This window comes from Psychrosphaera sp. F3M07 (genome assembly GCF_018860345.1).
GTDB classification, from domain to species: Bacteria; Pseudomonadota; Gammaproteobacteria; order Enterobacterales; family Alteromonadaceae; genus Psychrosphaera; species Psychrosphaera aquimarina.
This window is the reverse complement of sequence record NZ_JAHKPJ010000021.1, coordinates 372,644-394,522: the sequence shown is the minus strand read 5'-3', so window position 1 is coordinate 394,522 and position 21,879 is coordinate 372,644. Positions and strand designations below refer to the sequence as shown.

20 protein-coding genes are annotated in these 21,879 nt (G+C 36.4%); 16 read left to right on the top strand and 4 right to left on the bottom strand.

Annotated features, from left to right (window positions below):
• Positions 1-87: 87 nt before the first annotated feature.
• Together KO505_RS12430 and KO505_RS12425 are read left to right on the top strand one after the other, a co-directional pair.
• Entirely contained in the window at positions 88-354 is a 267-nt protein-coding gene (locus tag KO505_RS12430; RefSeq protein ID WP_216055767.1) for an acylphosphatase, read from the top strand.
• A 94-nt stretch (positions 355-448) separates the two neighbouring features.
• Positions 449-1,582, top strand: coding sequence for a DUF3083 family protein (locus KO505_RS12425; RefSeq protein WP_216055766.1), 1,134 nt, complete (start codon positions 449-451; stop codon positions 1,580-1,582).
• On the opposite strand, the gene KO505_RS12420 is transcribed toward KO505_RS12425, so the two are convergent.
• Positions 1,579-1,776 carry a hypothetical protein gene (locus tag KO505_RS12420; RefSeq protein ID WP_216055765.1) on the bottom strand — a complete coding sequence of 66 codons (198 nt, stop codon included), beginning with the start codon at positions 1,774-1,776 and terminating at the stop codon, positions 1,579-1,581. The two genes, KO505_RS12425 and KO505_RS12420, sit on opposite strands and share 4 nt — an antisense overlap.
• A 77-nt stretch (positions 1,777-1,853) precedes the next feature.
• Here KO505_RS12420 and KO505_RS12415 point away from each other — a divergent pair, with 77 nt between their 5' ends.
• The 7 genes from KO505_RS12415 to pyrF all read left to right on the top strand — a co-directional run bounded on the left by KO505_RS12415 (position 1,854) and on the right by pyrF (position 9,942).
• On the top strand, positions 1,854-2,495 hold the full coding sequence (locus tag KO505_RS12415; RefSeq protein WP_216055764.1) for a DoxX family protein: 642 nt from the start codon (positions 1,854-1,856) through the stop codon (positions 2,493-2,495).
• A gap of 68 nt (positions 2,496-2,563) precedes the next feature.
• The gene (locus tag KO505_RS12410) at positions 2,564-3,115 is read left to right on the top strand and encodes an NAD(P)H nitroreductase (protein ID WP_216055763.1); all 552 of its coding nucleotides are present in this window, start codon (positions 2,564-2,566) and stop codon (positions 3,113-3,115) included.
• A gap of 356 nt (positions 3,116-3,471) precedes the next feature.
• Positions 3,472-7,260, top strand: a complete 3,789-nt coding sequence (gene putA / locus KO505_RS12405; RefSeq protein WP_216055762.1) for a bifunctional proline dehydrogenase/L-glutamate gamma-semialdehyde dehydrogenase PutA — start codon at positions 3,472-3,474, stop codon at positions 7,258-7,260.
• 260 nt (positions 7,261-7,520) lie between these two features.
• Positions 7,521-7,808, top strand: a complete 288-nt coding sequence (locus tag KO505_RS12400) for an integration host factor subunit beta (protein WP_216056001.1) — start codon at positions 7,521-7,523, stop codon at positions 7,806-7,808.
• A gap of 54 nt (positions 7,809-7,862) precedes the next feature.
• On the top strand, positions 7,863-8,075 hold the full coding sequence (locus KO505_RS17575; RefSeq protein WP_371819997.1) for a LapA family protein: 213 nt from the start codon (positions 7,863-7,865) through the stop codon (positions 8,073-8,075).
• Positions 8,068-9,219, top strand: a complete 1,152-nt coding sequence (locus KO505_RS12390; protein WP_216055760.1) for a hypothetical protein — start codon at positions 8,068-8,070, stop codon at positions 9,217-9,219. Before KO505_RS17575 ends, KO505_RS12390 begins: the two co-directional genes overlap by 8 nt.
• 24 nt (positions 9,220-9,243) lie before the next feature.
• Complete coding sequence (gene pyrF / locus KO505_RS12385) at positions 9,244-9,942, top strand: orotidine-5'-phosphate decarboxylase (protein WP_216055759.1); 699 nt, start codon at positions 9,244-9,246, stop codon at positions 9,940-9,942.
• A gap of 9 nt (positions 9,943-9,951) precedes the next feature.
• Here the strand turns inward: pyrF and KO505_RS12380 are convergent, their stop codons facing one another.
• Positions 9,952-10,848, bottom strand: coding sequence for an alpha/beta fold hydrolase (locus KO505_RS12380; protein WP_216055758.1), 897 nt, complete (start codon positions 10,846-10,848; stop codon positions 9,952-9,954).
• Positions 10,849-10,883: 35 nt separating this feature from the next.
• Positions 10,884-12,341, bottom strand: coding sequence for an NAD(P)/FAD-dependent oxidoreductase (locus KO505_RS12375; protein WP_216055757.1), 1,458 nt, complete (start codon positions 12,339-12,341; stop codon positions 10,884-10,886).
• A gap of 306 nt (positions 12,342-12,647) precedes the next feature.
• Between KO505_RS12375 and KO505_RS12370 the strand changes: the two genes are divergently transcribed.
• From KO505_RS12370 to KO505_RS12360, 3 genes are all read left to right on the top strand, one after another.
• Positions 12,648-14,537 carry a methyl-accepting chemotaxis protein gene (locus tag KO505_RS12370; RefSeq protein WP_216055756.1) on the top strand — a complete coding sequence of 630 codons (1,890 nt, stop codon included), beginning with the start codon at positions 12,648-12,650 and terminating at the stop codon, positions 14,535-14,537.
• A gap of 886 nt (positions 14,538-15,423) precedes the next feature.
• Positions 15,424-16,911 carry a SulP family inorganic anion transporter gene (locus tag KO505_RS12365; protein ID WP_216055755.1) on the top strand — a complete coding sequence of 496 codons (1,488 nt, stop codon included), beginning with the start codon at positions 15,424-15,426 and terminating at the stop codon, positions 16,909-16,911.
• A 9-nt stretch (positions 16,912-16,920) separates the two neighbouring features.
• Complete coding sequence (locus KO505_RS12360; RefSeq protein WP_216055754.1) at positions 16,921-17,772, top strand: universal stress protein; 852 nt, start codon at positions 16,921-16,923, stop codon at positions 17,770-17,772.
• 66 nt (positions 17,773-17,838) lie between these two features.
• Here the strand turns inward: KO505_RS12360 and KO505_RS12355 are convergent, their stop codons facing one another.
• Positions 17,839-18,267 (bottom strand): hypothetical protein, encoded by a 429-nt coding sequence (locus tag KO505_RS12355; RefSeq protein WP_216055753.1) that lies wholly within the window; start codon positions 18,265-18,267, stop codon positions 17,839-17,841.
• A 195-nt stretch (positions 18,268-18,462) separates the two neighbouring features.
• On the opposite strand from KO505_RS12355, the gene ccoN reads away from it, so the two are divergent.
• Genes ccoN through KO505_RS12335 form a run of 4 tightly spaced genes read left to right on the top strand, consistent with a single transcriptional unit; the run spans position 18,463 to position 21,785 of the window.
• Positions 18,463-19,875: a cytochrome-c oxidase, cbb3-type subunit I gene (ccoN, locus tag KO505_RS12350; protein WP_216055752.1), complete on the top strand. Its 1,413-nt coding sequence runs from the start codon at positions 18,463-18,465 to the stop codon at positions 19,873-19,875.
• Between the two features lie 14 nt (positions 19,876-19,889).
• Complete coding sequence (gene ccoO, locus KO505_RS12345; protein WP_216055751.1) at positions 19,890-20,534, top strand: cytochrome-c oxidase, cbb3-type subunit II; 645 nt, start codon at positions 19,890-19,892, stop codon at positions 20,532-20,534.
• Positions 20,535-20,539: 5 nt separating this feature from the next.
• Positions 20,540-20,725: a cbb3-type cytochrome c oxidase subunit 3 gene (locus KO505_RS12340; protein ID WP_216055750.1), complete on the top strand. Its 186-nt coding sequence runs from the start codon at positions 20,540-20,542 to the stop codon at positions 20,723-20,725.
• Positions 20,718-21,785, top strand: a complete 1,068-nt coding sequence (locus tag KO505_RS12335) for a c-type cytochrome (RefSeq protein ID WP_216055749.1) — start codon at positions 20,718-20,720, stop codon at positions 21,783-21,785. The genes KO505_RS12340 and KO505_RS12335 overlap by 8 nt, the downstream gene beginning before the upstream one ends.
• Positions 21,786-21,879 lie beyond the last annotated feature (94 nt).

Here is a 21,879-nt window from a genome sequence, read left to right as displayed (position 1 = left end):
TGGATTGAACTGGCTAATTAGGCGTATATTAAGATATGTTGGTCAATAAATAGACTTTCATTAAAACTCATTAAGTAAAGAATCGATATGAAAACATATAAATATATAGTGACAGGAAAAGTACAAGGTGTTTGGTTTAGGAAAAACACTAAGCAGATTGCTGTACAATTAGGCATGACAGGTTATGCCAATAACTTAGTTACAGGGCAAGTTAAAGTGATGGCAACTGGATCCGATGAACAACATAAAGAGCTTAAGGCATTTTTACATGTTGGTTCTGAAAACGCCGAAGTGCAGACTGTTGATATTGAAGAGATGCCACAAACTAGTTTTGAAGATTTCACAACAGGTTAAGTTAATCACTGTCATTTAACAGTAATAAATAATACATATATCAGTCATAACTCCTTGTTAATTTACACGCAAATTAACTAAGGGATATTAAGTTATGTTGAATAAAATGATTCAAAGTAATAGCAGTAAGAAGTTTAATAATAAGGTTTATGTGCCAGCCACTAACCGTGAAAATCATTATCTAATCGTTGAACTGCCAATTACGACTGAATTGTTACAGTTAGTTTCTGGTGAAGCTCAGATAAATGAATTTTTGCTGTCAGATTTCTATATGCAGGTTAAACAAGCATTTATTTCAATCAGTAAACGAAATAGCATCAGCAGTGGATTGTTTGTCGCTAATGATAAATTAGTTCGCCTTCGTTACGGTGAAGAGTCTCAAGTTATAGAAACCTTAGAACAGCTAATTGTATTTTATGATCCAACTAGCCATAAAGGTTTTCAAAGTTATTATGATAGAACCATTAAAGCTAAAAAAATCAGCTTAGTTGTATTAACCAACAACGAAGAAATACGTCATTCTGCGTTTGAATTACATCAAAACACGGTTGAAATGGCGTCAGAACTTGCTGATACATTAGGTTTTTCTCCTAGCTTGTTTAAAATTAAAGATCATCAGCATGTAACCTATGATTTATTTAGTCCTGAAAAAGGCGATAAAAAAACGTCAACTCATGAATTTCGTCAAGTAAAACATAGGTATCAACAACAGTCGGTATTAATACCTCAGTTAAATAACCAAATGGGTTATGTCGTTGCTGAGCTACCTATTGCTGAAACTTTGATAGAAACGATGGATCAAAACGCCACTCATACCGCACCTTACAATGAGTTATATACAAGTATCTCTAAGGTCGTAGCAGAAGTTACCTCTGAAATGGAATTAAAAAATGCCGTTATGATTGCTAATGGACGTCATCCAATTGTGACATCAAGTAAACAAGGTTTTGTATATAACGAAGGGGAGTTAATATATTTAGGATTTAATGGTGTAGAAGATCAAAATTGTATTGCTAAGTGGAATAGCACCATACTAACCAATAAGTTCACGTTAGTGTTTGTTGCCAATGACGCTGATATCAACAACAAAGGTTATGGCCGCTTTGTAAATCAAATACATATTGCTTTAAAACAGATTGCGGCAAGATTGAACATAGATCCAGAGATGAATCAATTAGTCGTGCGCTTTCATCAAAATATAGCCTACAAGTTACCTCACCTAGATTAACGTTTTGTGTCTATCCACTTAGCTAAGATTTGAACCGTTACTTCAGGTCTTTGAGCTACAAGCTCCTGCACTAAGGCCAATAGTTTATGCTTATTGGCCTGTTTATTATTTAGTTGACGCCTGATCAGTTGGAATTTATTCTTAGCTCGTTGGATACGCTCTTGTTTTTCTAATTCAGTAATGGAAGATTTCATACTTTTCTGTCTATAGTTGAAATAAGAAACGATTAACTCTGTTCTAATAAGAATACGTTCGTTTTTAGGAAACTTCTATGATTATTGATGCCATAACAAGTCGTTATGAAAAAAGTCTACAAATGTTGTCAAATTTAGATGGCATTGCCCCTCTGTTATTACGTTTATATTTAGCCCCTATATTCATTCAAGCGGGGTGGAACAAATTAGCAAATTTTGATTCTACCGTTCAGTGGTTTGGCAATGCTCAGTGGGGATTAGGATTACCTTTTCCTGACTTATTGGCCGCATTAGCTGCCGGTTCTGAATTTATTGGTGGCTGGTTATTGTTACTCGGTTTATTTACTCGTTTAACTGCGATTCCTTTGATGATCACTATGTTAGTCGCCGCATTTGGTGTACATGGAAAGAATGGTTGGCTTGCGTTAGCAGACTCAAGCAGTTGGTTAGCTGATGGCACCATATTCTTTAATGAATCTATTATGGCGGCAGCTGAGAAAAAAGAAGCGGCTGTCGCGATTTTACAACAACACGGTAACTACGATTGGTTATCTAGCAGTGGCAGTTTTACCATACTAAATAATGGAATGGAGTTTTCCATTACGTACTTTATTATGTTGTTGGTGTTATTTTTCTATGGTGCAGGACGCTTTACTAGTGTTGATCATTACCTAGCTAAACGGTTTTATACTAATGAAAAGATCACAAATAAAAGCTGAAGGTCATTGTGCTTTTGAGATAGTATTGCATTCATAATATATTATTAAAATCGATTGTAAGTTTTGTTATGAATGCATTAGATATCTTGTTAACACGTTCTTCAGATAATAAATTAACGACACCAGCCCCGAGTGGAGTCGCGCTTGACAATATTCTTGCGGCAGCGCATCGGGCACCGGACCATGCTCATTTAACCCCGTATCAATTTATTGTTTGCCAAGGTGATGGACTTGCTAAATTAGCTGACATTTACCATCAAGCAGCTATACATTCCGGCTTTGAACCTGCAGCAATTGAAAAGGCAAAAACATTACCTTTTCGTGCACCTATGGTGATCATAGGTATTTGTAAATACAAACCTCACGATAAAGTGCCAAGAGTAGAGCAGATAGCCACAACCGCCTGTGCATTACAAAATATGCAAATGGCTGCTCAAGCTCAAGGTTATAACGGAATATGGCGTACTGGTAGTTATTCACAAAATCAATTTGTGAATACAGCTTTAGGCTTGAACAAATCAGATGAAGTTATTGGGTTTATGTATTTAGGAACCCCTATGGATAAAACCATTATTAAAAAAGCCAAAAAACAAACAGATACCGTCTTATTTTGGAACTAATAAATTTTCAGTTTTTCAAAAAAAATTTAATAGTTTTAAGATTAGTTTGCCTTATGCGAGCCAATATATTCTCCTATATTGGCTGATTCACTTAGAATACTAAACATCTAATATATACCTTCATAAACCCAACTATCTTTATGAAATTCAATAATATTAATAGTTAAACCTTTAATTTTCCCGTCATTATTATCAATAAAATCAACAAAATTGTAATAGAGAAAATTAGGGTTAAGCATTAGTTTTGTTTATGCAACTGTTTCAAAATAATTGATTAGCACAAAACTGAGTCTGTGAACTAAAATGCCGCCATGTTATACATACCCACACACCACTAATTATAAAGGTTTACGCTTATGTTGTTTAATGGCAGCTTGATGACAGATTGTCCAATTCGTCAGAAAATCCGTAATTATTATCGTATCGATGAAAAGATTGCGATAAAACATCTTTTGCCAGAAGCTGAAATAAGTATGGCCGCACGTAGCCGAGCTTGGGAACGTGCCCGTAAAATGGTGTTGCAGATCCGATTTGAAGCTGAAGGCTCAGGTGGGATTGATGCATTGTTAAGTGAATATTCATTATCTTCTGAAGAAGGCATTGTTTTAATGTGTCTTGCAGAAGCTTTATTGCGTGTACCAGATAAAAAAACACAAGATGCATTAATCCGTGACAAATTATCTCAAGGTCAGTGGAGTTCGCACTTAGGGTCTAGTGATTCAATGTTTGTTAATGCTTCATCTTGGGGATTGTTATTAACCGGTAGTATGGTTAAGTACTCAGATACGAATCTAAAACATGACTTTGGTTTGGTTAAACGCACACTAGGTAAAGTTTCAGAGCCAGTTATTCGTAAAGCAATGAATGTTGCCATGAAGATCATGGGTAAACAGTTTGTAATGGGAGAAACCATTGAAGCTGCAACGGAACGTGCCATTGAGAAAGAACGTAATGGTTACGTATATTCTTATGACATGTTAGGGGAAGGCGCTCGTAACATGGACGATGCTGACCGTTATTACCAAGCATATGTAAAAGCAATCCATGTAATTGGTAAAGCAGCACAAGGTCGTGGACCTCGTACTAGCCCAGGTATCTCAATTAAATTATCCGCAATTCATTCTCGATATGAATTTAGCCACCGTGACCGTGTAATCAATGAATTAGTGCCTAGGTTAAAAGCACTATGTTTATTAGCTAAAGAATACAATATTGGTTTAACTGTTGATGCTGAAGAATCTGAGCGTTTAGATATCTCTTTAGACATTATTGAAATCGTTTTTTCTGACCCAGATTTAGGTGAATGGAATGGTTTTGGTCTTGCTGTTCAGGCCTACCAAAAACGTTCATTTTTTGTTATTGAATGGTTACGTCAGCTTACTTTAAAAGTTGGTCGTAAAATTATGGTACGTTTAGTTAAAGGTGCTTATTGGGATACAGAAATTAAAAACGCTCAAAAAGATGGTTTAGAGCATTTTCCTGTATTTACTCGTAAAGCCTCTACTGACGTGTCTTATCACGCATGTGCAAATAAATTATTAGAGTATCGCGATACCATATATCCACAGTTTGCTACTCATAATGGTTATACCGCATCGGTGATTCTAGAGTTAGCTGGTGATGATAAAGAAGGGTTTGAGTTCCAATGTCTACATGGCATGGGTGACACCTTATACGATCAAATTGTGAGCAAAGAAAAGATTCAATGTCGTGTTTATGCCCCTGTTGGGGTTCATGAAGACCTATTGGCTTATTTAGTTAGACGTTTATTAGAAAATGGCGCTAACTCATCGTTTGTTAATGCCATTGTTGATGTTGATCGACCGGTTGAATCTTTATTAGAAGATCCAGTTGAGCGTACTCATAGAGTTGAGCAGATATACAACGAACAAATAAAAATGCCAATTCAAATGTTTGGTGAAGAAAGAGCTAACTCAAAAGGGTTAGATTTAACGGATATCACTAAAATCACACCATTGAGGGACAACCTTGATAAGTGGTTTACTAATAACAAAATTGACATCTCAACTATAGCCAGTAACGAATTGCCTGTGGTGAATCCAGCTAATTTAGACGAAGTTGTTGGACGTTTACCTGTTGCAACACAAGCTGATATGTTGACGATGTTAGAGCAAGGTGAAACTGCATTTCAATCTTGGTCTAGTACTCCAGTAAACGTTAGAGCAGACATATTAAGAAAAACCGCCGATGCCTTAGAGCACAATATGGATGAGCTGATTGCGCTTTGTATTAAAGAGGCGGGTAAGATTGCGCAAGATGGTATTGACGAAGTTAGAGAAGCTGTTGATTTCTGTCGTTATTATGCAAATGAAGCTGAAAAGATAGCAAAAGATCCACGGTTAGAACCGCGTGGCGTGATCTTATGTATTAGTCCTTGGAATTTCCCACTGGCTATATTCTTAGGCCAAGTTGCTGCAGCTATTGTTACAGGTAATGCTGTTATTGCTAAACCTGCAGAGCAAACTAGTTTAATAGCGTTACGCGCAATTGAGTTATTGCACGAATGTGGCTTGCCAAAACATATTGTACAGCCTGTTATCGCACAAGGTTCTGAAGTAGGTAAAGTCTTGTTACCTGATGCAAGAATTTCGGCTGTGATGTTTACCGGATCAACTCAAACCGGCACATTAATATCACAAATATTGGCACAGCGTGGTGGTGAACAAGTACCGTTGATTGCTGAAACTGGTGGCCAGAACTGCATGATCGTAGACTCGACTGCTTTACCGGAACAAGTCATTGATGATGTCATTGCATCTGGTTTCCAAAGTGCAGGGCAACGCTGTTCAGCATTACGTGTGTTGTTTGTCCAAGATGACATAGCTGACAATGTTATCCGTATGATTAAAGGTGCAATGAAAGAGTTGCACATTGGTGACCCTGCAATGTTGTCGACGGATGTTGGGCCAGTTATTGATACCAAAGCATTAAACGCGTTAAACGAACATGCAGAGTACATGCAAAGCCATGGCAAGTTGTTATACCAATGTGAAATGAGTGATGAGACGAATAATGGTTACTTCTTTGCACCACGTTTATACGAAATCGATCATATAAACCAATTACAAAAAGAAGTATTTGGTCCTTGTGTTCATATCATTCGTTTTAAAGGTAAAGACGTCGATGACGTTATTGAGCAAATTAACTCTACAGGCTTTGGTTTAACCATGGGTATCCATTCGCGTATTGAAACCCGTGCGATGGAATTAGCCAAAAAGTCTAGAGCTGGTAACGTATATATTAATCGTAATATGATTGGTGCGGTTGTTGGTGTTCAGCCATTTGGTGGCCGTGGACTTTCTGGTACTGGACCTAAAGCCGGTGGACCAAATTATTTGCCTCGTTTATTACAAGAGAAATCAACGCCAAGTGAAGATGAATTAGTACTAGATGATGACGCATTAGAGCCAACGGACTCTTCTATTAAAGAAGCCAATAAATTAATGGAACGAGCATTAGTTGGTGAAAAATATTGGCGTTCGGCTGATTTAAATACGCGTACTTCGCATGTTCGTCAGTTATTAGCTGACATAGCAACTGTAGAACACACCAATGAATTTGCTGACGATTTAGATAAAACATTAGCAACAGCTCGTTCACAGTTAATTGATGTAGAACGTAAACTTAAAAAACCAACGGTATTGCCAGGTCCAACTGGTGAGTCAAATATTTTATATTTGGAGCCAAGAGGTACGTTAGTTTGTTTTGCCGATAAAGACGCAACTTTCCATTATTGGGTTATGTCTATTGTTACAGCACTGTCTACTGGTAATACTGTTATTGCTGTTGTTTCCGATGTGTTCTATGAAGAAGCGATTGAATTTATGAATAAATTCAATAAAACCGGTGCAGATAAAGGTGTTTTACAAGTAGCAAGACTAAAACACTTACAACCTTTGTTAGAACATGAAACATTGGCAGGTGTTGTTATTGACTCTGAATGTCGACGTAGTGCTTATGTTGCACATAAATTAGCTCAACGTGTTGGCGCTATTTTGCCAACAATAACTGCTGAATATAACGATAACTTAATCCAGCGTTTAGTGACTGAGAAAACGGTAAGTATTGATACAACAGCCTCAGGTGGTAATACATCGTTAATGACTTTAACGGATGATGATTAATCATTTAGTTGTGTAAGTTAAAAAAAGGTGAACTTAGGTTCACCTTTTTTGATCGTGAATTATTAAAATCAGCTAATTTATATAAAGAGAAGTTAGTAAATTTGCTTTTTGTTTTAAATGGACTTAAATAAAAAAGTAATTAAAATGTAACTTATTGAAGTGCATAAATATATTTTAATGCTAAACTCAATTTGTTAGAACGTATGGCAACAATTGACCCACATCTAAATGGGCAATTATTAAGTTACTTAGGTGAAAAAATGACAAAGTCTGAATTAATAGAAGCGTTGGCTGAAAAACATCCTCATTTACCCATTAAAGAAGTGGAAGCGGGCGTTAAAACCATCATTGATAATATGGCCGAAACGTTAGCCTCTGGTGAACGTATTGAAATACGTGGCTTTGGTAGCTTTTCATTACATTACCGAGCACCTCGAGTAGGGCGTAATCCTAAGACAGGCGAATCGGTAAATTTAGACGCTAAATACGTTCCTCATTTTAAACCTGGTAAAGAATTAAGAGAAAGAGTGGATTTTTCTCAATCCTAGATTGACTCTACTTGTTAGTTACAATAGCCTTATACCCTTGAGTAACTGGGGTATTTGCTATTGAAAATCTTGTCTTACATCTTTTTTATTTTTCTTGTTATCTTAGCGTTGGCGCTAGGTAGTGAGAATAGCCAACTTGTGTCTGTTAATTTGCTGTTCGTAAAATTAGAAATGAGTTTAGCCACTGTTATTTACAGTGCATTTTTGTTTGGCTTAGTTTCCTCTTTTATCATGCTCCTATTAAAGAAAATAAAACCTAATGCTTGAGCTGTTATTTTTATTATTACCTGTATCCGTAGCTTATGGTTGGGTAATGGGCAAACACAGTGCCAAAAAGGAATTAAAGCAGCAACAGGCTACAATGAACAGTGCACTTACCTCTAGTGTTAGTTTGTTATTAAACAATAAAGAAGAACAAGCTTTTGATCAGTTAATTAAATACCTAGATGGTACACCTTCAAGTATTGATAACTATCTTACAATGGCACAACTATTTCGTAAAAAAGGCGAAATTGATAAAGCCATTTCAATCCACGAAGGTTTATTAAAAACCGAACATCTAGATATCCCCAAACCAAAACAAGAAACCATTCAATTAGAATTAGCCCAAGATTTCTTGTCTGCAGGAATGTTAGAAAGAGCACTGTTTAATCTAGAACCATTATTTAAAAATGATAGAGCAAATGATGCGCTCACACTGGCATTGCATATTTACGAACAAACACGTGAATGGGATGAAGGTGTTGAATTATTTACCACCATTCCTAATGGCAAGATCAGCGCAGATAATCGTCAGCTTGTTAGTCACTTTTATTGTGAAATTGCAGATAAGAGTGAAAGTTTAAAAACCAAAAAACAATTATACAAAAAAGCCCTTAAAGTAAATTCTGGCTGTACTCGCAGTTTAGTGTCGTTAGCTAAATTATATATGTCGAGTAATCATAAACATAAGTCACGTGAATACATTATTAGTATTTTGGATAATGAACCTAGCTTCGCCCCTGCATTGTTTAACATAGCGCCAGAATGTTTTGTTGATGAATTTGAGCAAACAGCATGGTTATATTGGTTAATTAAAGATAAAAACATCACCAGTGTTACCGCGCACAATCGGATGGCGGAATACATAGTAAAAGAAAAGGGCCTAGAGTCTGGCCGTAAATATATTATCGAACATTTACAACATGTGCCGAGTGTACGTGGCTTTGCTAAGTTAATTGAGCTGGAGCGAGAGTTTATGTCTAATTCTCACTTTGACCAATTACTGAGTTTGATAAACCGATATATAGAATTAAAACCAAATTACGAATGTAAGAGTTGTGGATTTTCATCCAATCATTTTACTTGGCGTTGCTCAGCATGTAATAGCTGGCAAACAATGAAACCGTTAACCGGATTAGATGGTATTTAACAAATAGTTAGTGAGAGTTAAAAAGTGGATAATAAAAATATTGTTGTAGCATTAGACTTTGAACGTAAATCGGATGCTTTGGAATTAATTGACCGATTAGATCCAAATCTTTGTCGATTAAAAATTGGCAAAGAAATGTTTACTCACTTTGGTCCTGATTTTGTTACACAAGTACAAAACAAAGGCTTTGACGTATTTTTAGATTTGAAATTCCATGATATTCCAAACACAGTAGCCAAAGCAGTAAAAGCCGCCGCTGATCTCGGAGTTTGGATGGTTAATGTTCATGCATCCGGTGGCAGTAAAATGATGCAAGCAGCCAGAGAGATTTTAAAACCCTATGGTGATAAAGCACCAATATTAATAGCGGTAACCGTGTTAACCTCAATGTCAGAAGAAGATCTGTTGGACTTAGGTATTACTCATTCACCTGAACAACAAGTCAATTTCTTAGCTGGTTTAGCACATAAAGCGGGTATGGATGGTGTTGTCTGTTCTGCGCAAGAAGCGGTTATGTTAAAGCAAAACTATGGTACTGACTTTAAACTAATTACCCCTGGAATAAGAACGGCCGATGCATCTGTAGATGATCAAAAACGAATAATGACACCACAAAGAGCAGTTGAAGCCGGTTCAGATTACCTTGTAATAGGCCGAGCAATCACGAAATCTGAAAACCCAATTCAGACGATGAAAGATATTTATTCGTCATTAAATGACTGATCAGCTACATCAGCAAAAACCGTTATCAGATAAAAATAATCGATAACGGTTAGCCGATGTTTTGGCTATTTCCATCATAGGCATATGACCAACGCCAGGCCATACGGTTAATTCAGAGTCTTTAATATTTTCATGCCACAAATTAGCATTATCAACATGTAACAATTCATCGCTTGCTCCCCACAAAATTAATGTAGGACAATTCACTTTAGTTAACTCTTTATCTAACAAACCATCTTCACTTAAAAATTCAGAAAATATGCTTTCTAACCGGTCATATTTACTTTGATATTCAAGCGCAAAACAATCCAGTATAAATCTAGGTATATAAGGCGGTTTGGCCATTGTCATGGCATAAAAGTCATAGAAGTTTTGTTTCGTTTTTATTAAAAATGGATTTTTACCCGCTATAACGAGTCTGTCCATTTTACTTAATGACACAGGAATTATACCGGCGGGATCAACTAAACAGCTACTTAGGATGTGTTCAGCAAAATAGATACTTGAATGTGCGGTGATAAACCCACCCATAGAGTTGCCAAGCAGATGAAACTGGTTAATACCATAAACGGCAAGTAATTCGATAACTCTAATTGCTTGGGCACTGATTGAATGTGAATTATTAACAGAATAGGGGGTTTTACCGTGCCCCGCTAAGTCAGGAATAATGACATTAAAATCATTTACAAAGTGTTTAGCAAATCGGATCCATACTTTTTTATCAGCACTAAAGCCATGCAGCATAACAATAGTGGGTTTGAAAGGGTCAATCCTTTTACTTTGATACACCGCAATTTCTAAACCCTTCACATTAACTGTGACGTCTTTAAGACCGTATATTGATGCTTCTATACTTTCAACTAAGTGCGCAATTTTATAACCTAACGTATTTCGATAATCTGTCATATTTAACTTCTTTAATTAATGGAAACGACTGAGGATTAATAAAATAAATGGTCATTTATTTTTAATTTTTTAGCCCAACGTTTATAGGTAAAACTAAAACCAGGAAACATAGCAATGACATGACCACTTTTACTCTGATACCAGCTACTACATCCTCCTGTTTTCCATACTGTTTTTTCCATTTCTTGATGAATTAAATCAGTATAATTTTGTTCTGCAATTTCGGTTACTTCAACCACTTGTTTATTCAATTCATCCACTTGTTGTATCGCATTAATGATGTAATTTATCTGTGACTCAATAATGAAAATAGCTGAAGTATGACCAATACCGGTATTGGGACCAGTTACGATAAACAAATTGGGGAAGTTTGGAATACTTGTACCTAAATATGCGCGTGGAAAGGGGTGCCAATATTCTTGTAACACTTTGTTGTTTTTACCAATCACTGGATATGAAATCACCCCATCGGTAGCATCATAACCTGTTGCATAAACAATTAAATCTAAATCGATTTGTTCGCCTTTTGTGGTATGGATCCCAGTTTGATTAAGCTGTGCAATGCCATCCGATTTGTCGTGCAGAAATACATTCTCTCTGCACAACGCTGGATAATAGGTGTTGGATAAGATGACCCTTTTACAACCGATGGTAAATTCCGGCGTTAATTTCTGTTGCAATGATTTATCTTTAACTTGTTGTTTGATATATCGTTTAGCCTCACTTCCTGCGATTAAATCAAGCAGCGTTTTGGAGTATTTAAATCCTAATACTCTATATTCTAATGCCCAATAGGTAAGGGTTCTGAGTGTTTTTTGAATAAAAGGGTATTTGAGTAACTTTCTTTGCCAAGGTGTAAACTTCCTGTCTGGTCGATGGATAACCCAATGTGGTGTGCGTTGAAATACATGTAACTGCTTCACCTTATCTGCGATGGCCGGTATCACCTGAGCTGCGCTGGCACCACTACCAATAATAGCTACGTTTTTATCAGTGTAATCAAAGTCATGCTGCCAATCGTTGGTATGAAAACTAGCACCTGAAAATTTGTCTTGTCCTTTAAAATTCGGAATTGTAGGTGTACTTAATGGCCCAGAAGCATTAATCACAAATTGACTACGTAAAACCGTTCCATCTGTTAATGTTACCAGCCAATTAGCGCTGTCTGCACTCCATTTTATTTGATTTACATTGGAGTTAACTATGCATTTTTCACGAAGTTTGTTTTTATCGATGACATAATTAGTGTACGTTTTTAATTCTTCTTGCGTAGCAAACATCTGCGACCAATCATAAGGCTCAGAAGAAATGGAATATAATGGCGATTGAACATCAACAGCGGCACCTGGGTAAGTGTTTTGAGACCAAGTCCCCCCCATAAATGATCGTCGTTCTAGAATTAAGAAATCGTTGATATTGGCTTTGATTAACCGAATTGCGGAACATAATCCACCAAATCCACTGCCAATAATTAATACTTTGTATTGATTCATATTTATGATTTTTATTATGTATGACCATGACTAACATACATTAATTTAAACATTGTACCAATGTGAATAACCTAAACAGTTGTTAAGACAAATTAATAAAATCGACTAAACTCGTTTTTAATGTCAAAAAAAGTTAGGCTAAAATCCTCGGGTTTCACCAACATCATTGTCTATAAAATAGTCACACAACAGGCGCTAGGTTATTGTAAAACAAATGAAATATATTAATGCAAGAAACCTTATTCTGGCCGATACAGTTATAACTCTATATAAAGACGTTTAATATATTAATTAAATGAGGTAATTATGCTCCGTTCATTGAAGTTCACGACAAAAGTTACGTTTGCAGCATCTTTAGTATTGGTATTTGTTTTAGGTTTATTTACCGTTAATAACTTTGTCGTCATGCAAAATCAAACTCAAGAGCAGTTATCATCAGTTTTACACGAAATCTCAGAGTCCGTATCTCAAAACATTTCAAACTGGTTAAACGGTAAATTAGCCATCATTTCAGGTGTTGCTAATGTATTTACCAGTGACTTGACCAAATCTGAAGTGTTGGAGCGATTACATTTAGCCGATGAAGCCGGCACGTTTAAAAATGTCTATATAGGCCGAGTAGATGGCACCTTTATATTAGATGATCAGAATATCCAATTACCGGCAGATTATGATGCAAGGCAAAGACCTTGGTATAAATTAGCCAAATCACGAAAAACCACCGCATTTACAGCGCCTTATGTAGATGTAACTACAGATGAATTAACCATTTCAGCTGTTGTGCCTATGTTTGAAAATGGCAAGTTTTCGGGTGTGGCCGGTGGAGACATAGATATGGCAAAAATATCCGATATTGTTGGTAGTATCGATTTCTTAGGTTTTGGCTATGCGTTTTTAGTCGATGGTAATAGTCATATTTTAAGTCATCCAGATGCAAAATTTAATGACGTACCTATGTCTAAATTGTTTAATGAATCTTTGCCGTTAAAAACTGACTTTGCATCAGTAATATTAAACGACACAGAACATTTGGTTTCGTTTATTAAAATTAAAGGAATAAAAAATGTTGATTGGTATTTAGGTGTCGTTATCGACCAAAGTATTGCGTATTCCTCTGTTTCTAGTTTTCGTAATATGGCTGCGCTTTATTTAATTTTAGGTGTGGTTGTTATCATTATTCTATTACAAACCTTGCTCAAGTATTTAATGAGACCAATGCAACGTTTAAGTGATGCCATTAAAGATATAGCGCAAGGAGAAGGGGACTTAACTAAACGTTTAGTGATTGAAAGTAATGATGAATTTGGTGAGCTTTGTCAGCATTTTAATGTCTTCATAGAAAAAATCCATGGATCAATTGAACAAGTACGCAGCAGTACTATTGAATTGGAACGCAGTGTTGAAAATCTAGTTGAATCTACCCAAGCAACCCAAAAAATGTACACAGATCAAACCAAACTCACCGATGGATTAACGTTTGCCATAGAAAGTCTTTCATCTAGCGCCCTAGATATATCCTCTAATGCAACAGAAGCCTCACAATTGGCAACATCTGCCAGCACAGAAACAAATTTAAGTCATGAAACATTAGATAAAAATATAAGTTCTATTAAAAATCTAGCTATTAAAATGGAACAAGCTGAACAAGAAATTGAAAACTTAGAACAGCATACGGCAAGCATTGGCCAGGTATTAGAAGTTATCAAAAGTGTCAGTGAACAAACCAATTTACTGGCTTTGAATGCCGCCATTGAAGCTGCTCGAGCTGGTGATGCTGGACGTGGATTTGCGGTGGTCGCCGATGAAGTAAGACAGCTTGCGTTTAGAACACAAGAGTCGACCAGAGAAATAGAAAATACCATTGCACAGTTACAACAAGGTTCTTCATCTGTAGTTATAGCGATGAAATCAAGTTTAGAAGATACCAAGGTGTCAGTTGAACAAGCCACACACGCTGGCGAACAGATGGAAAATGTAAGTAAAGTAATCCGACAAATTGATAAAGTTAATCATACGGTTGCATCAGCGACTACAGAACAAAATGAAGTAACTCAAACAATCGATTCAGACGTTCATCATATTAGAGATATAGCTAACCAAGGCCAGCTGAATTTGGCCGAAGCGTTAAATGAATGTACGAATTTAAGAGCCCAGTTCTATGAACTTGAAAAGCTAGTACTGACGTTTAAAGTTTAAATTCGTTTAAAGTGAAAAGTGAAAACACAATTTGTCTTTTCATTTTTAATTTCACATTTGTTAGCGCTGAAGTAAATCTGTAACGTACGTGTCGATTTACCAAGTTCAAGGCTCGCCAATTCGTAATCAGTGCCGTAACGCTTGTAAAACTCAGCTCTAAAATTAAACATGACACACGCTTAAACGTAAATGACAGATTGACATAGGTGTAGGTACTAATATCTTACTTATCATATAGATAGGTATAGTGATATGCGTATAATGTATATTATGTTAAATAGAGTGTTTGGTAGAATGTTACATACATATGCAGGATTATAGTTTTTATATACATTTAACCCTTCTGTTTAGCCTATCTATTTATCTATGTATGTATTTAGCTATCTAATGACAAGATGGCCTGAAACCATATTTTGACAAGCGTTATAATAGATAAGCTCCATTTGATGTAAAGCTACTGATTAAGTTAAGGCTTAGTTTACTTATAAACTGTTCTTAAGTTTCATTCTATAATTTGTATTTTTAAACAGTTTACATAATGAAATACCATCCCTTACCTTTAATGTTTAGGTATCTAATTAATATATATGCATTTTTAGTACAAATTATCGGTTGTTTGTTGATTATAATAACTGTCGCTGTAATATACTTAGGCGCTTAAATATACAATAAGGAATCCATTTTGCGTCTTACGCCACCATAACGTCCAATCCCTCTACACTGTCATCTTTTGCGTGACATCCTTATACCGTTTTGTCGGTAGGCATTTATATGCCAATAACAAATTCAACGTATTTTCAAAGGTTACCTGCTAAATAGATAATTTTTATATTGTCTTTGTGCATGATGCATACGTTTCCGTAACAAATATAAACAAGGTTTATTTATGATTGAAAGAATGAAACTCGACTGGCTCTCTAACATACGAGGTGATTTACTCGCAGGTATTGTTGTAGCTTTAGCTCTGATCCCTGAAGCAATAGCATTTTCTATCATCGCGGGTGTAGACCCTAAAGTCGGTTTATATGCCTCATTTTGTATTGCTGTTGTCATCGCAATTGTGGGTGGACGACCAGGTATGATCTCTGCGGCTACTGGTGCCATGGCACTATTAATGGTTACTTTAGTGAAGGAACATGGTCTAGAATATTTACTGGCAGCCACCCTTTTAACCGGTATTTTACAAATATTGGCTGGTTACCTTAAATTAGGCAGTTTAATGCGCTTTGTTTCTCGCTCTGTCGTTACAGGTTTTGTGAATGCATTAGCAATATTGATATTTATGGCTCAATTGCCTGAACTAACTAATGTAACCTGGCATGTTTATGTAATGACCATAGCTGGGTTAGGAATTATTTATCTATTTCCATATTTACCTGTGATTGGCAAAGTCATTCCTTCACCACTTATTTGTATTGTATTGTTAACTGGAATTGCCATGTATTTTGGAATTGGCGTTCGTACGGTTGGGGATATGGGACAGTTACCAGATACTTTACCTATATTCTTATGGCCTGAAGTACCGCTTAATTTAGAAACCCTAATGATAATTTTACCTTACTCCGTAGGTTTAGCGGTTGTTGGTTTACTAGAGTCAATGATGACTGCAACTATAGTGGATGACTTAACCGATACCACCAGTGATAAAAACCGTGAATGTAAAGGTCAAGGTATTGCTAATATCGGTGCTGGTTTAATGGGTGGCATGGCTGGTTGTGCCATGATTGGGCAATCCATTATAAACGTTAAATCAGGTGGTCGGGGACGTTTATCTACATTCTGTGCAGGTTTGTTCTTGATTATTATGGTGGTATTTTTAGATGAGTGGATTAAACAGATCCCAATGGCAGCACTGGTTGCCGTAATGATCATGGTATCAATAGGCACGTTTTCTTGGAGTTCTATTACCGATCTTAATAAACACCCTCTTTCTTCTAACGTGGTAATGATATCTACGGTCATTGTGGTGGTAGCGACGCACAATTTAGCGATTGGTGTATTTGTTGGTGTGTTATTAGCGACCTTGTTCTTTGCAAATAAAATTGGCCGATTTATGGTGGTTAAATCCGAACAGCAAAACGAAGATATAAGAGTGTATAAAGTAGTTGGACAAGTATTTTTTGCGTCGTCTGAACAGTTTATTGATTCGTTTGATTTTAAAGAAGTTGTAAATAAGGTCATTATAGATTTAACCCATTCACATTTTTGGGATATTACATCAGTATCATCACTTGATAAGGTGGTGATTAAATTTAGACGTGAAGGTGCTGACGTTGAAATTATTGGTATGAGCGAAGCCACTGAAACGATTGTTGATAAGTTTGGTGTGCATAACGACCCTGCTGAAGTTGAAAAATTCATGGCTGGCCACTAGGAGATGACAATGAATAAAGTTATTACATGTATAGACGGTTCTATTTATTCCGATGATGTTTGTAATGCGGGTATTTGGGTTAGCAAAAAGTTAAATAAATCCATTTTATTCTTACACGCGTTAGAGAAAAATCACGTTTCAGTGGTGGATGATTTAAGTGGCACCATTGGTTTTGGAGCCAACGCAACATTGCTCAATGAAATGGCATCTCTTGATGCACATCGTAGTAAAATAGCGTTAAAAGTTGGCAAGGAAATGCTCAATCATGCTGTTAATATCGCTAACGAAAATGAATGTGAAAATGTGGAACAAACTCAAAGACATAGTGATATTGTTGAAGCTATTCAGGACCTTGAACAAGACGCTCGATTTATTGTCATTGGCCGTTCTGGTAAAAATCATGATCACAGTTTTAAAGCCATAGGTTCACATATAGAACAAGTTATTCGTCATGTGCATACACCCGTACTGATAACCAATAGAGACTTTACTGATCCTAAAAGTTTTATGTTTGCTTACGATGGTCGTGAAACTGCTGACAAAGCAGTAAAGCGTATTATTGAAGGTGGTTTACTACATAATTTAACCTGTCATTTGGTGACAGTTAAAAATGGCCAAAAAGACATATTAGAAAAATTTAACCAGACAAAATCTATGTTAATCGACAGCGGATTTGACGTTAAATCCAGTTTTATCGAAGGCAATATTTATAATGTGTTAATGGATTATATATCTGAAAATAATGTAGAAATGCTGGTTATGGGGGCGTTTTCTCATTCAAAATTGGCACACGCCTTTTTAGGAAGTAACACCCTAAAAATGATTGAAAATACCAACTTACCCTTGATCATTTTACGTTAGAAATATCGATTAGATTAATTGAAAAATAAGCAGCTAGTGTGAATTACATTGGCTGCTTTTTCGTATTTATTCAGGTTGTTTCCAATACGAGGTAAATTCAAATTGATTTGTTGAGTGTTCTGTATTTATAGTTAATTGCCATAACATTTGCGGATCAGAACATAAACCTAACAAAAAAGAGGCCTGGTAATAATATTGTCCGTTCTCTTGTTTAATCTGTTGCGCGATTAATGGTAATTTACCCATGTTCATGTTGATACCAGTTATAAAGATTGATGATATTTTTTGATCTGATGTAATGGATAATTGATAGGACTGTTCGACCAAAATATATTGGGTGTTAACGGTCACCTTTAGGTTTTGGTTTTCCATGGTTAAACACTGCTTTTCACAGGTGTTTAATCTTGAAGTTTCTTCACTATGGCATCCCAATAATAAAGTAACAAATAACAAGCTGGTTACTAATTGAATTAACTTTGTACATATTTTGTTCATGCGATGTTTCAGTCTCTTGATCTATGACAATATTTTGTGAATAGCCGCTGTTATTTTATCCCTAAAGTCTTTATTATGCATCTGCCCATAAGCTTATCTGTTTGATTTTGGTTATTTTTCACAAAATAATCTTAAAGAGTCTAAACTTTTAAACTTGTATACCAATAATTTTCACATGTAAGTGGAATCATAAATATGACAACAACTACGATCGCTCATCCAGAGTACAACTACAAAGTTGTAAAGCAATTTGCTTTAACAACTGTTTTCTGGGGTCTTATAGGCATGACTGTTGGTGTATTAATTGCTGCGCAATTAATATGGCCTGCGTTAAACTTTGAAACTCCATGGCTAACATTTTCGCGTTTACGCCCACTACATACCAACGCTGTAATTTTTGCATTTGGTACTAGTGCGTTATTCGCTACCTCTTATTACGTTGTACAACGTACATGTAAAGTAAAACTAATAAGCGATAAAGTGGCCGCTTTCACCTTTTGGGGTTGGCAAGCCGTTATTGTATCGGCGGTAATTACTTTACCAATGGGCTTAACTACTTCAAAAGAATATGCTGAATTAGAATGGCCAATTGATATTTTAATCACGATTGTTTGGTTAGCTTATGCATATGTCTTTATTGGTACTGTTGCCATTAGAAAGACAAGTCATATATATGTTGCAAACTGGTTCTATGCCGGTTTTATTATTACGGTTGCTGTATTGCACTTAGTAAATAGTGCAGCTATACCGGTTACTTTGTTTAAATCCTACTCTATATACTCTGGTGCGGTTGATGCCATGGTTCAGTGGTGGTACGGACATAACGCGGTAGGCTTCTTGTTAACAGCTGGTTTCTTAGGAATGATGTATTATTTCGTGCCTAAACAAGCAGAACGTCCGGTATATTCATACCGCTTATCTGTTGTTCACTTTTGGGCATTAATTTCTTTATACATTTGGGCTGGTCCTCACCACCTTCATTACACAGCTTTACCTGATTGGACTCAATCACTAGGTATGGTTATGTCAGTTATCTTATTCATCCCTTCTTGGGGCGGAATGATAAACGGTATTATGACGTTATCAGGTGCTTGGCATAAACTAAGAACTGACCCTATTTTACGTTTCTTAATCGTTTCTTTATCTTTTTATGGTATGTCTACGTTTGAAGGCCCAATGATGGCTATCAAATCAGTAAACGCATTATCACATTATACAGACTGGACAATCGGCCACGTTCACTCAGGTGCTTTAGGTTGGGTTGCCATGGTTTCTATTGGTGCTTTATATCATGTTATCCCTCGCCTATATGGCAAAACTGAAATGGCAGACATTAAGCTAATTAATACGCATTTCTGGTTACACACAGTTGGTGTTGTTCTTTACATTGTTGCTATGTGGATCTCAGGTGTTATGCAAGGTCTAATGTGGCGTGCGGTTAACTCTGACGGAACATTAACTTATAGTTTTGTTCAAAGTTTAGAAGCCTCTTACCCGTTCTACTTTGTACGTTTCTTAGGTGGTGTGTTTGTTGTTGCTGGCATGTTAGTGATGGTATACAACGTAGTTAAAACCGTTCGCGAAAGCAAACAAGTTAGTGCAGCGTAAGGAGAGTTATAGATATGGCAAATCATCATGAGAAGATTGAAAAAAATATCACGTTAATGGCTATCCTAACGGTTGTAGCAATTAGCTTTGGTGCCCTAGTGGAAATCACACCTTTGATGTTTCAAAAAGATACAACAGAACCCGTTAAAGGCATGCGTGCATTAACAGCGTTAGAAATGGAAGGCCGTGACATCTATATTCGTGAAGGTTGTAATAACTGTCACAGCCAGATGATCCGTCCATTCCGTGCTGAAGTTGAACGTTATGGTCATTACTCTGTTGCCGGCGAATCTGTATGGGACCACCCTTTCCTTTGGGGATCTAAACGTACAGGCCCTGATTTGGCTCGTGTAGGTCAACGTTATAGTGACGATTGGCATTATGCTCATTTAATGAATCCACGTGATGTTGTACCACAATCAAACATGCCTTCATTTAAATGGTTAGACGAAGCTGTATTAGATGGCGAAATCATAGGCAAAAAGTTTGAAGTATTTAATACTTTAACAAAAGGCAAAACCCATAAAGACGACGCTGGAAACTACATACCATTGTATTCAGCTGAAGATATAGCAGGCGCGAAAGCTGCCGTTGAAGGTAAAACTGAAATGCAGGCTTTAATCGCTTATTTACAACAACTTGGCACGCATCTTAAGTAATGAATATGGATTACGGAACGTATCGAGGCGTTTATACGCTTATTTTAATGGTTTTGTTTTTGGTAATTGTTTACTGGGCTTACAACAAAAAAAGTAAGAGTAAATTTGACGATATAGCCCAATCTATTTTCGAAGAAGATGAAGTAAACAAAGATCCTAATTTAAAGGAGCAAAAAAATGGTAATGACTGAATTTTGGCATTGGTGGGTAATAATACTAACTAGTATTTCTATCATCGGTTGTTTCTGGATTATTACAATTAATCTAACAAACTATACCCACGTAGGCGAAGGCGAGTCTATGGGCCATGAGTTTGATGGTATAGAAGAGCTAAATAACCCTTTACCTAAGTGGTGGACATATATGTTCTACTTCATCTTAGTATGGTCAATTGGTTATCTAATCATTATGCCTGGTATGGGTAATTGGGAAGGTTTATCTGGTTGGAAAAGTTCACACCAAGGTATTGTTTCTCTAGATGAGTCTCGTACTTTATCAGCTAAATCTATTGCTGAAGGTGAATTTGTTCAGTTAGATCAAGAGATCAAACGTGCAGATGAAATCTATGGGCCACTGTTCAAATCTATGGCTGACAAACCTATTTTAGATTTAGCTTACTCAGATGGTTTATGTTTTGAAAAGAACGGCGAAGTTTATGCTGAGACGGCATGTGTTGAAGATGCTGATGGCAAAAGGCCTCAAGGTATGCTTGAAATAGAACCATTTAAAGTTGGTCAACGTTTATTCCTTCAAAACTGTGCCTTATGTCATGGTTCAGATGCACGTGGTTCTACTGGCTTCCCAGACCTAACTGATAGTGATTGGTTATATGGTGGTACGCCAGAAAAAATTAAAGAAACACTTATGCATGGTCGTGTAGCAACAGGAATGGCCGCTTGGGGACCTGCTTTAGGTGGTGAACAAGGTGTTAAAGAAGTTGCACAGTACGTACTTAAATTAGCTGGTCGTAAAGTTAACGACAAAATGGCTGAAGCTGGTAAAGCTAAATTTGCTCTTTGTGCAGCGTGTCACGGTGCAAATGGTAAAGGTGGTGTAGCTAATGGTTTAGCAACAGGTGCTCCAAATTTAACGGATAATATTTGGTTATATGGTGGTTCTACACATAAAGTTGAAGAATCAATCCGTAACGGTCGTGCCGGTGTCATGCCTGCTTGGAAAGATGTTTTAGGTGAAGATAAAGTACACGTTATATCAAGTTACGTTTATCGGATATCACATCCTAACAAATAGATACTTCATATTGTAAGAAGCCTCTACGGAGGCTTTTTTTATGTTCCCATTAGTTTGTTAAACATGCGAAACCATATTGGTTTATAAAAAAAGG

Excerpts from the sequence above, each read along its gene's own strand:
- KO505_RS12430 (WP_216055767.1), top strand. The coding sequence starts at position 88 with ATGAAAACATATAAATATATAGTGACAGGAAAAGTACAAGGTGTTTGG.
- KO505_RS12425 (WP_216055766.1), top strand. The coding sequence starts at position 449 with ATGTTGAATAAAATGATTCAAAGTAATAGCAGTAAGAAGTTTAATAAT.
- KO505_RS12420 (WP_216055765.1), bottom strand. The coding sequence starts at position 1,776 with ATGAAATCTTCCATTACTGAATTAGAAAAACAAGAGCGTATCCAACGA.
- KO505_RS12415 (WP_216055764.1), top strand. The coding sequence starts at position 1,854 with ATGATTATTGATGCCATAACAAGTCGTTATGAAAAAAGTCTACAAATG.
- KO505_RS12410 (WP_216055763.1), top strand. The coding sequence starts at position 2,564 with ATGAATGCATTAGATATCTTGTTAACACGTTCTTCAGATAATAAATTA.
- putA (WP_216055762.1), top strand. The coding sequence starts at position 3,472 with ATGTTGTTTAATGGCAGCTTGATGACAGATTGTCCAATTCGTCAGAAA.
- KO505_RS12400 (WP_216056001.1), top strand. The coding sequence starts at position 7,521 with ATGACAAAGTCTGAATTAATAGAAGCGTTGGCTGAAAAACATCCTCAT.
- KO505_RS12390 (WP_216055760.1), top strand. The coding sequence starts at position 8,068 with ATGCTTGAGCTGTTATTTTTATTATTACCTGTATCCGTAGCTTATGGT.
- KO505_RS12380 (WP_216055758.1), bottom strand. The coding sequence starts at position 10,848 with ATGACAGATTATCGAAATACGTTAGGTTATAAAATTGCGCACTTAGTT.
- KO505_RS12375 (WP_216055757.1), bottom strand. The coding sequence starts at position 12,341 with ATGAATCAATACAAAGTATTAATTATTGGCAGTGGATTTGGTGGATTA.
- KO505_RS12370 (WP_216055756.1), top strand. The coding sequence starts at position 12,648 with ATGCTCCGTTCATTGAAGTTCACGACAAAAGTTACGTTTGCAGCATCT.
- KO505_RS12365 (WP_216055755.1), top strand. The coding sequence starts at position 15,424 with ATGATTGAAAGAATGAAACTCGACTGGCTCTCTAACATACGAGGTGAT.
- KO505_RS12360 (WP_216055754.1), top strand. The coding sequence starts at position 16,921 with ATGAATAAAGTTATTACATGTATAGACGGTTCTATTTATTCCGATGAT.
- KO505_RS12355 (WP_216055753.1), bottom strand. The coding sequence starts at position 18,267 with ATGAACAAAATATGTACAAAGTTAATTCAATTAGTAACCAGCTTGTTA.
- ccoN (WP_216055752.1), top strand. The coding sequence starts at position 18,463 with ATGACAACAACTACGATCGCTCATCCAGAGTACAACTACAAAGTTGTA.
- ccoO (WP_216055751.1), top strand. The coding sequence starts at position 19,890 with ATGGCAAATCATCATGAGAAGATTGAAAAAAATATCACGTTAATGGCT.
- KO505_RS12340 (WP_216055750.1), top strand. The coding sequence starts at position 20,540 with ATGGATTACGGAACGTATCGAGGCGTTTATACGCTTATTTTAATGGTT.
- KO505_RS12335 (WP_216055749.1), top strand. The coding sequence starts at position 20,718 with ATGACTGAATTTTGGCATTGGTGGGTAATAATACTAACTAGTATTTCT.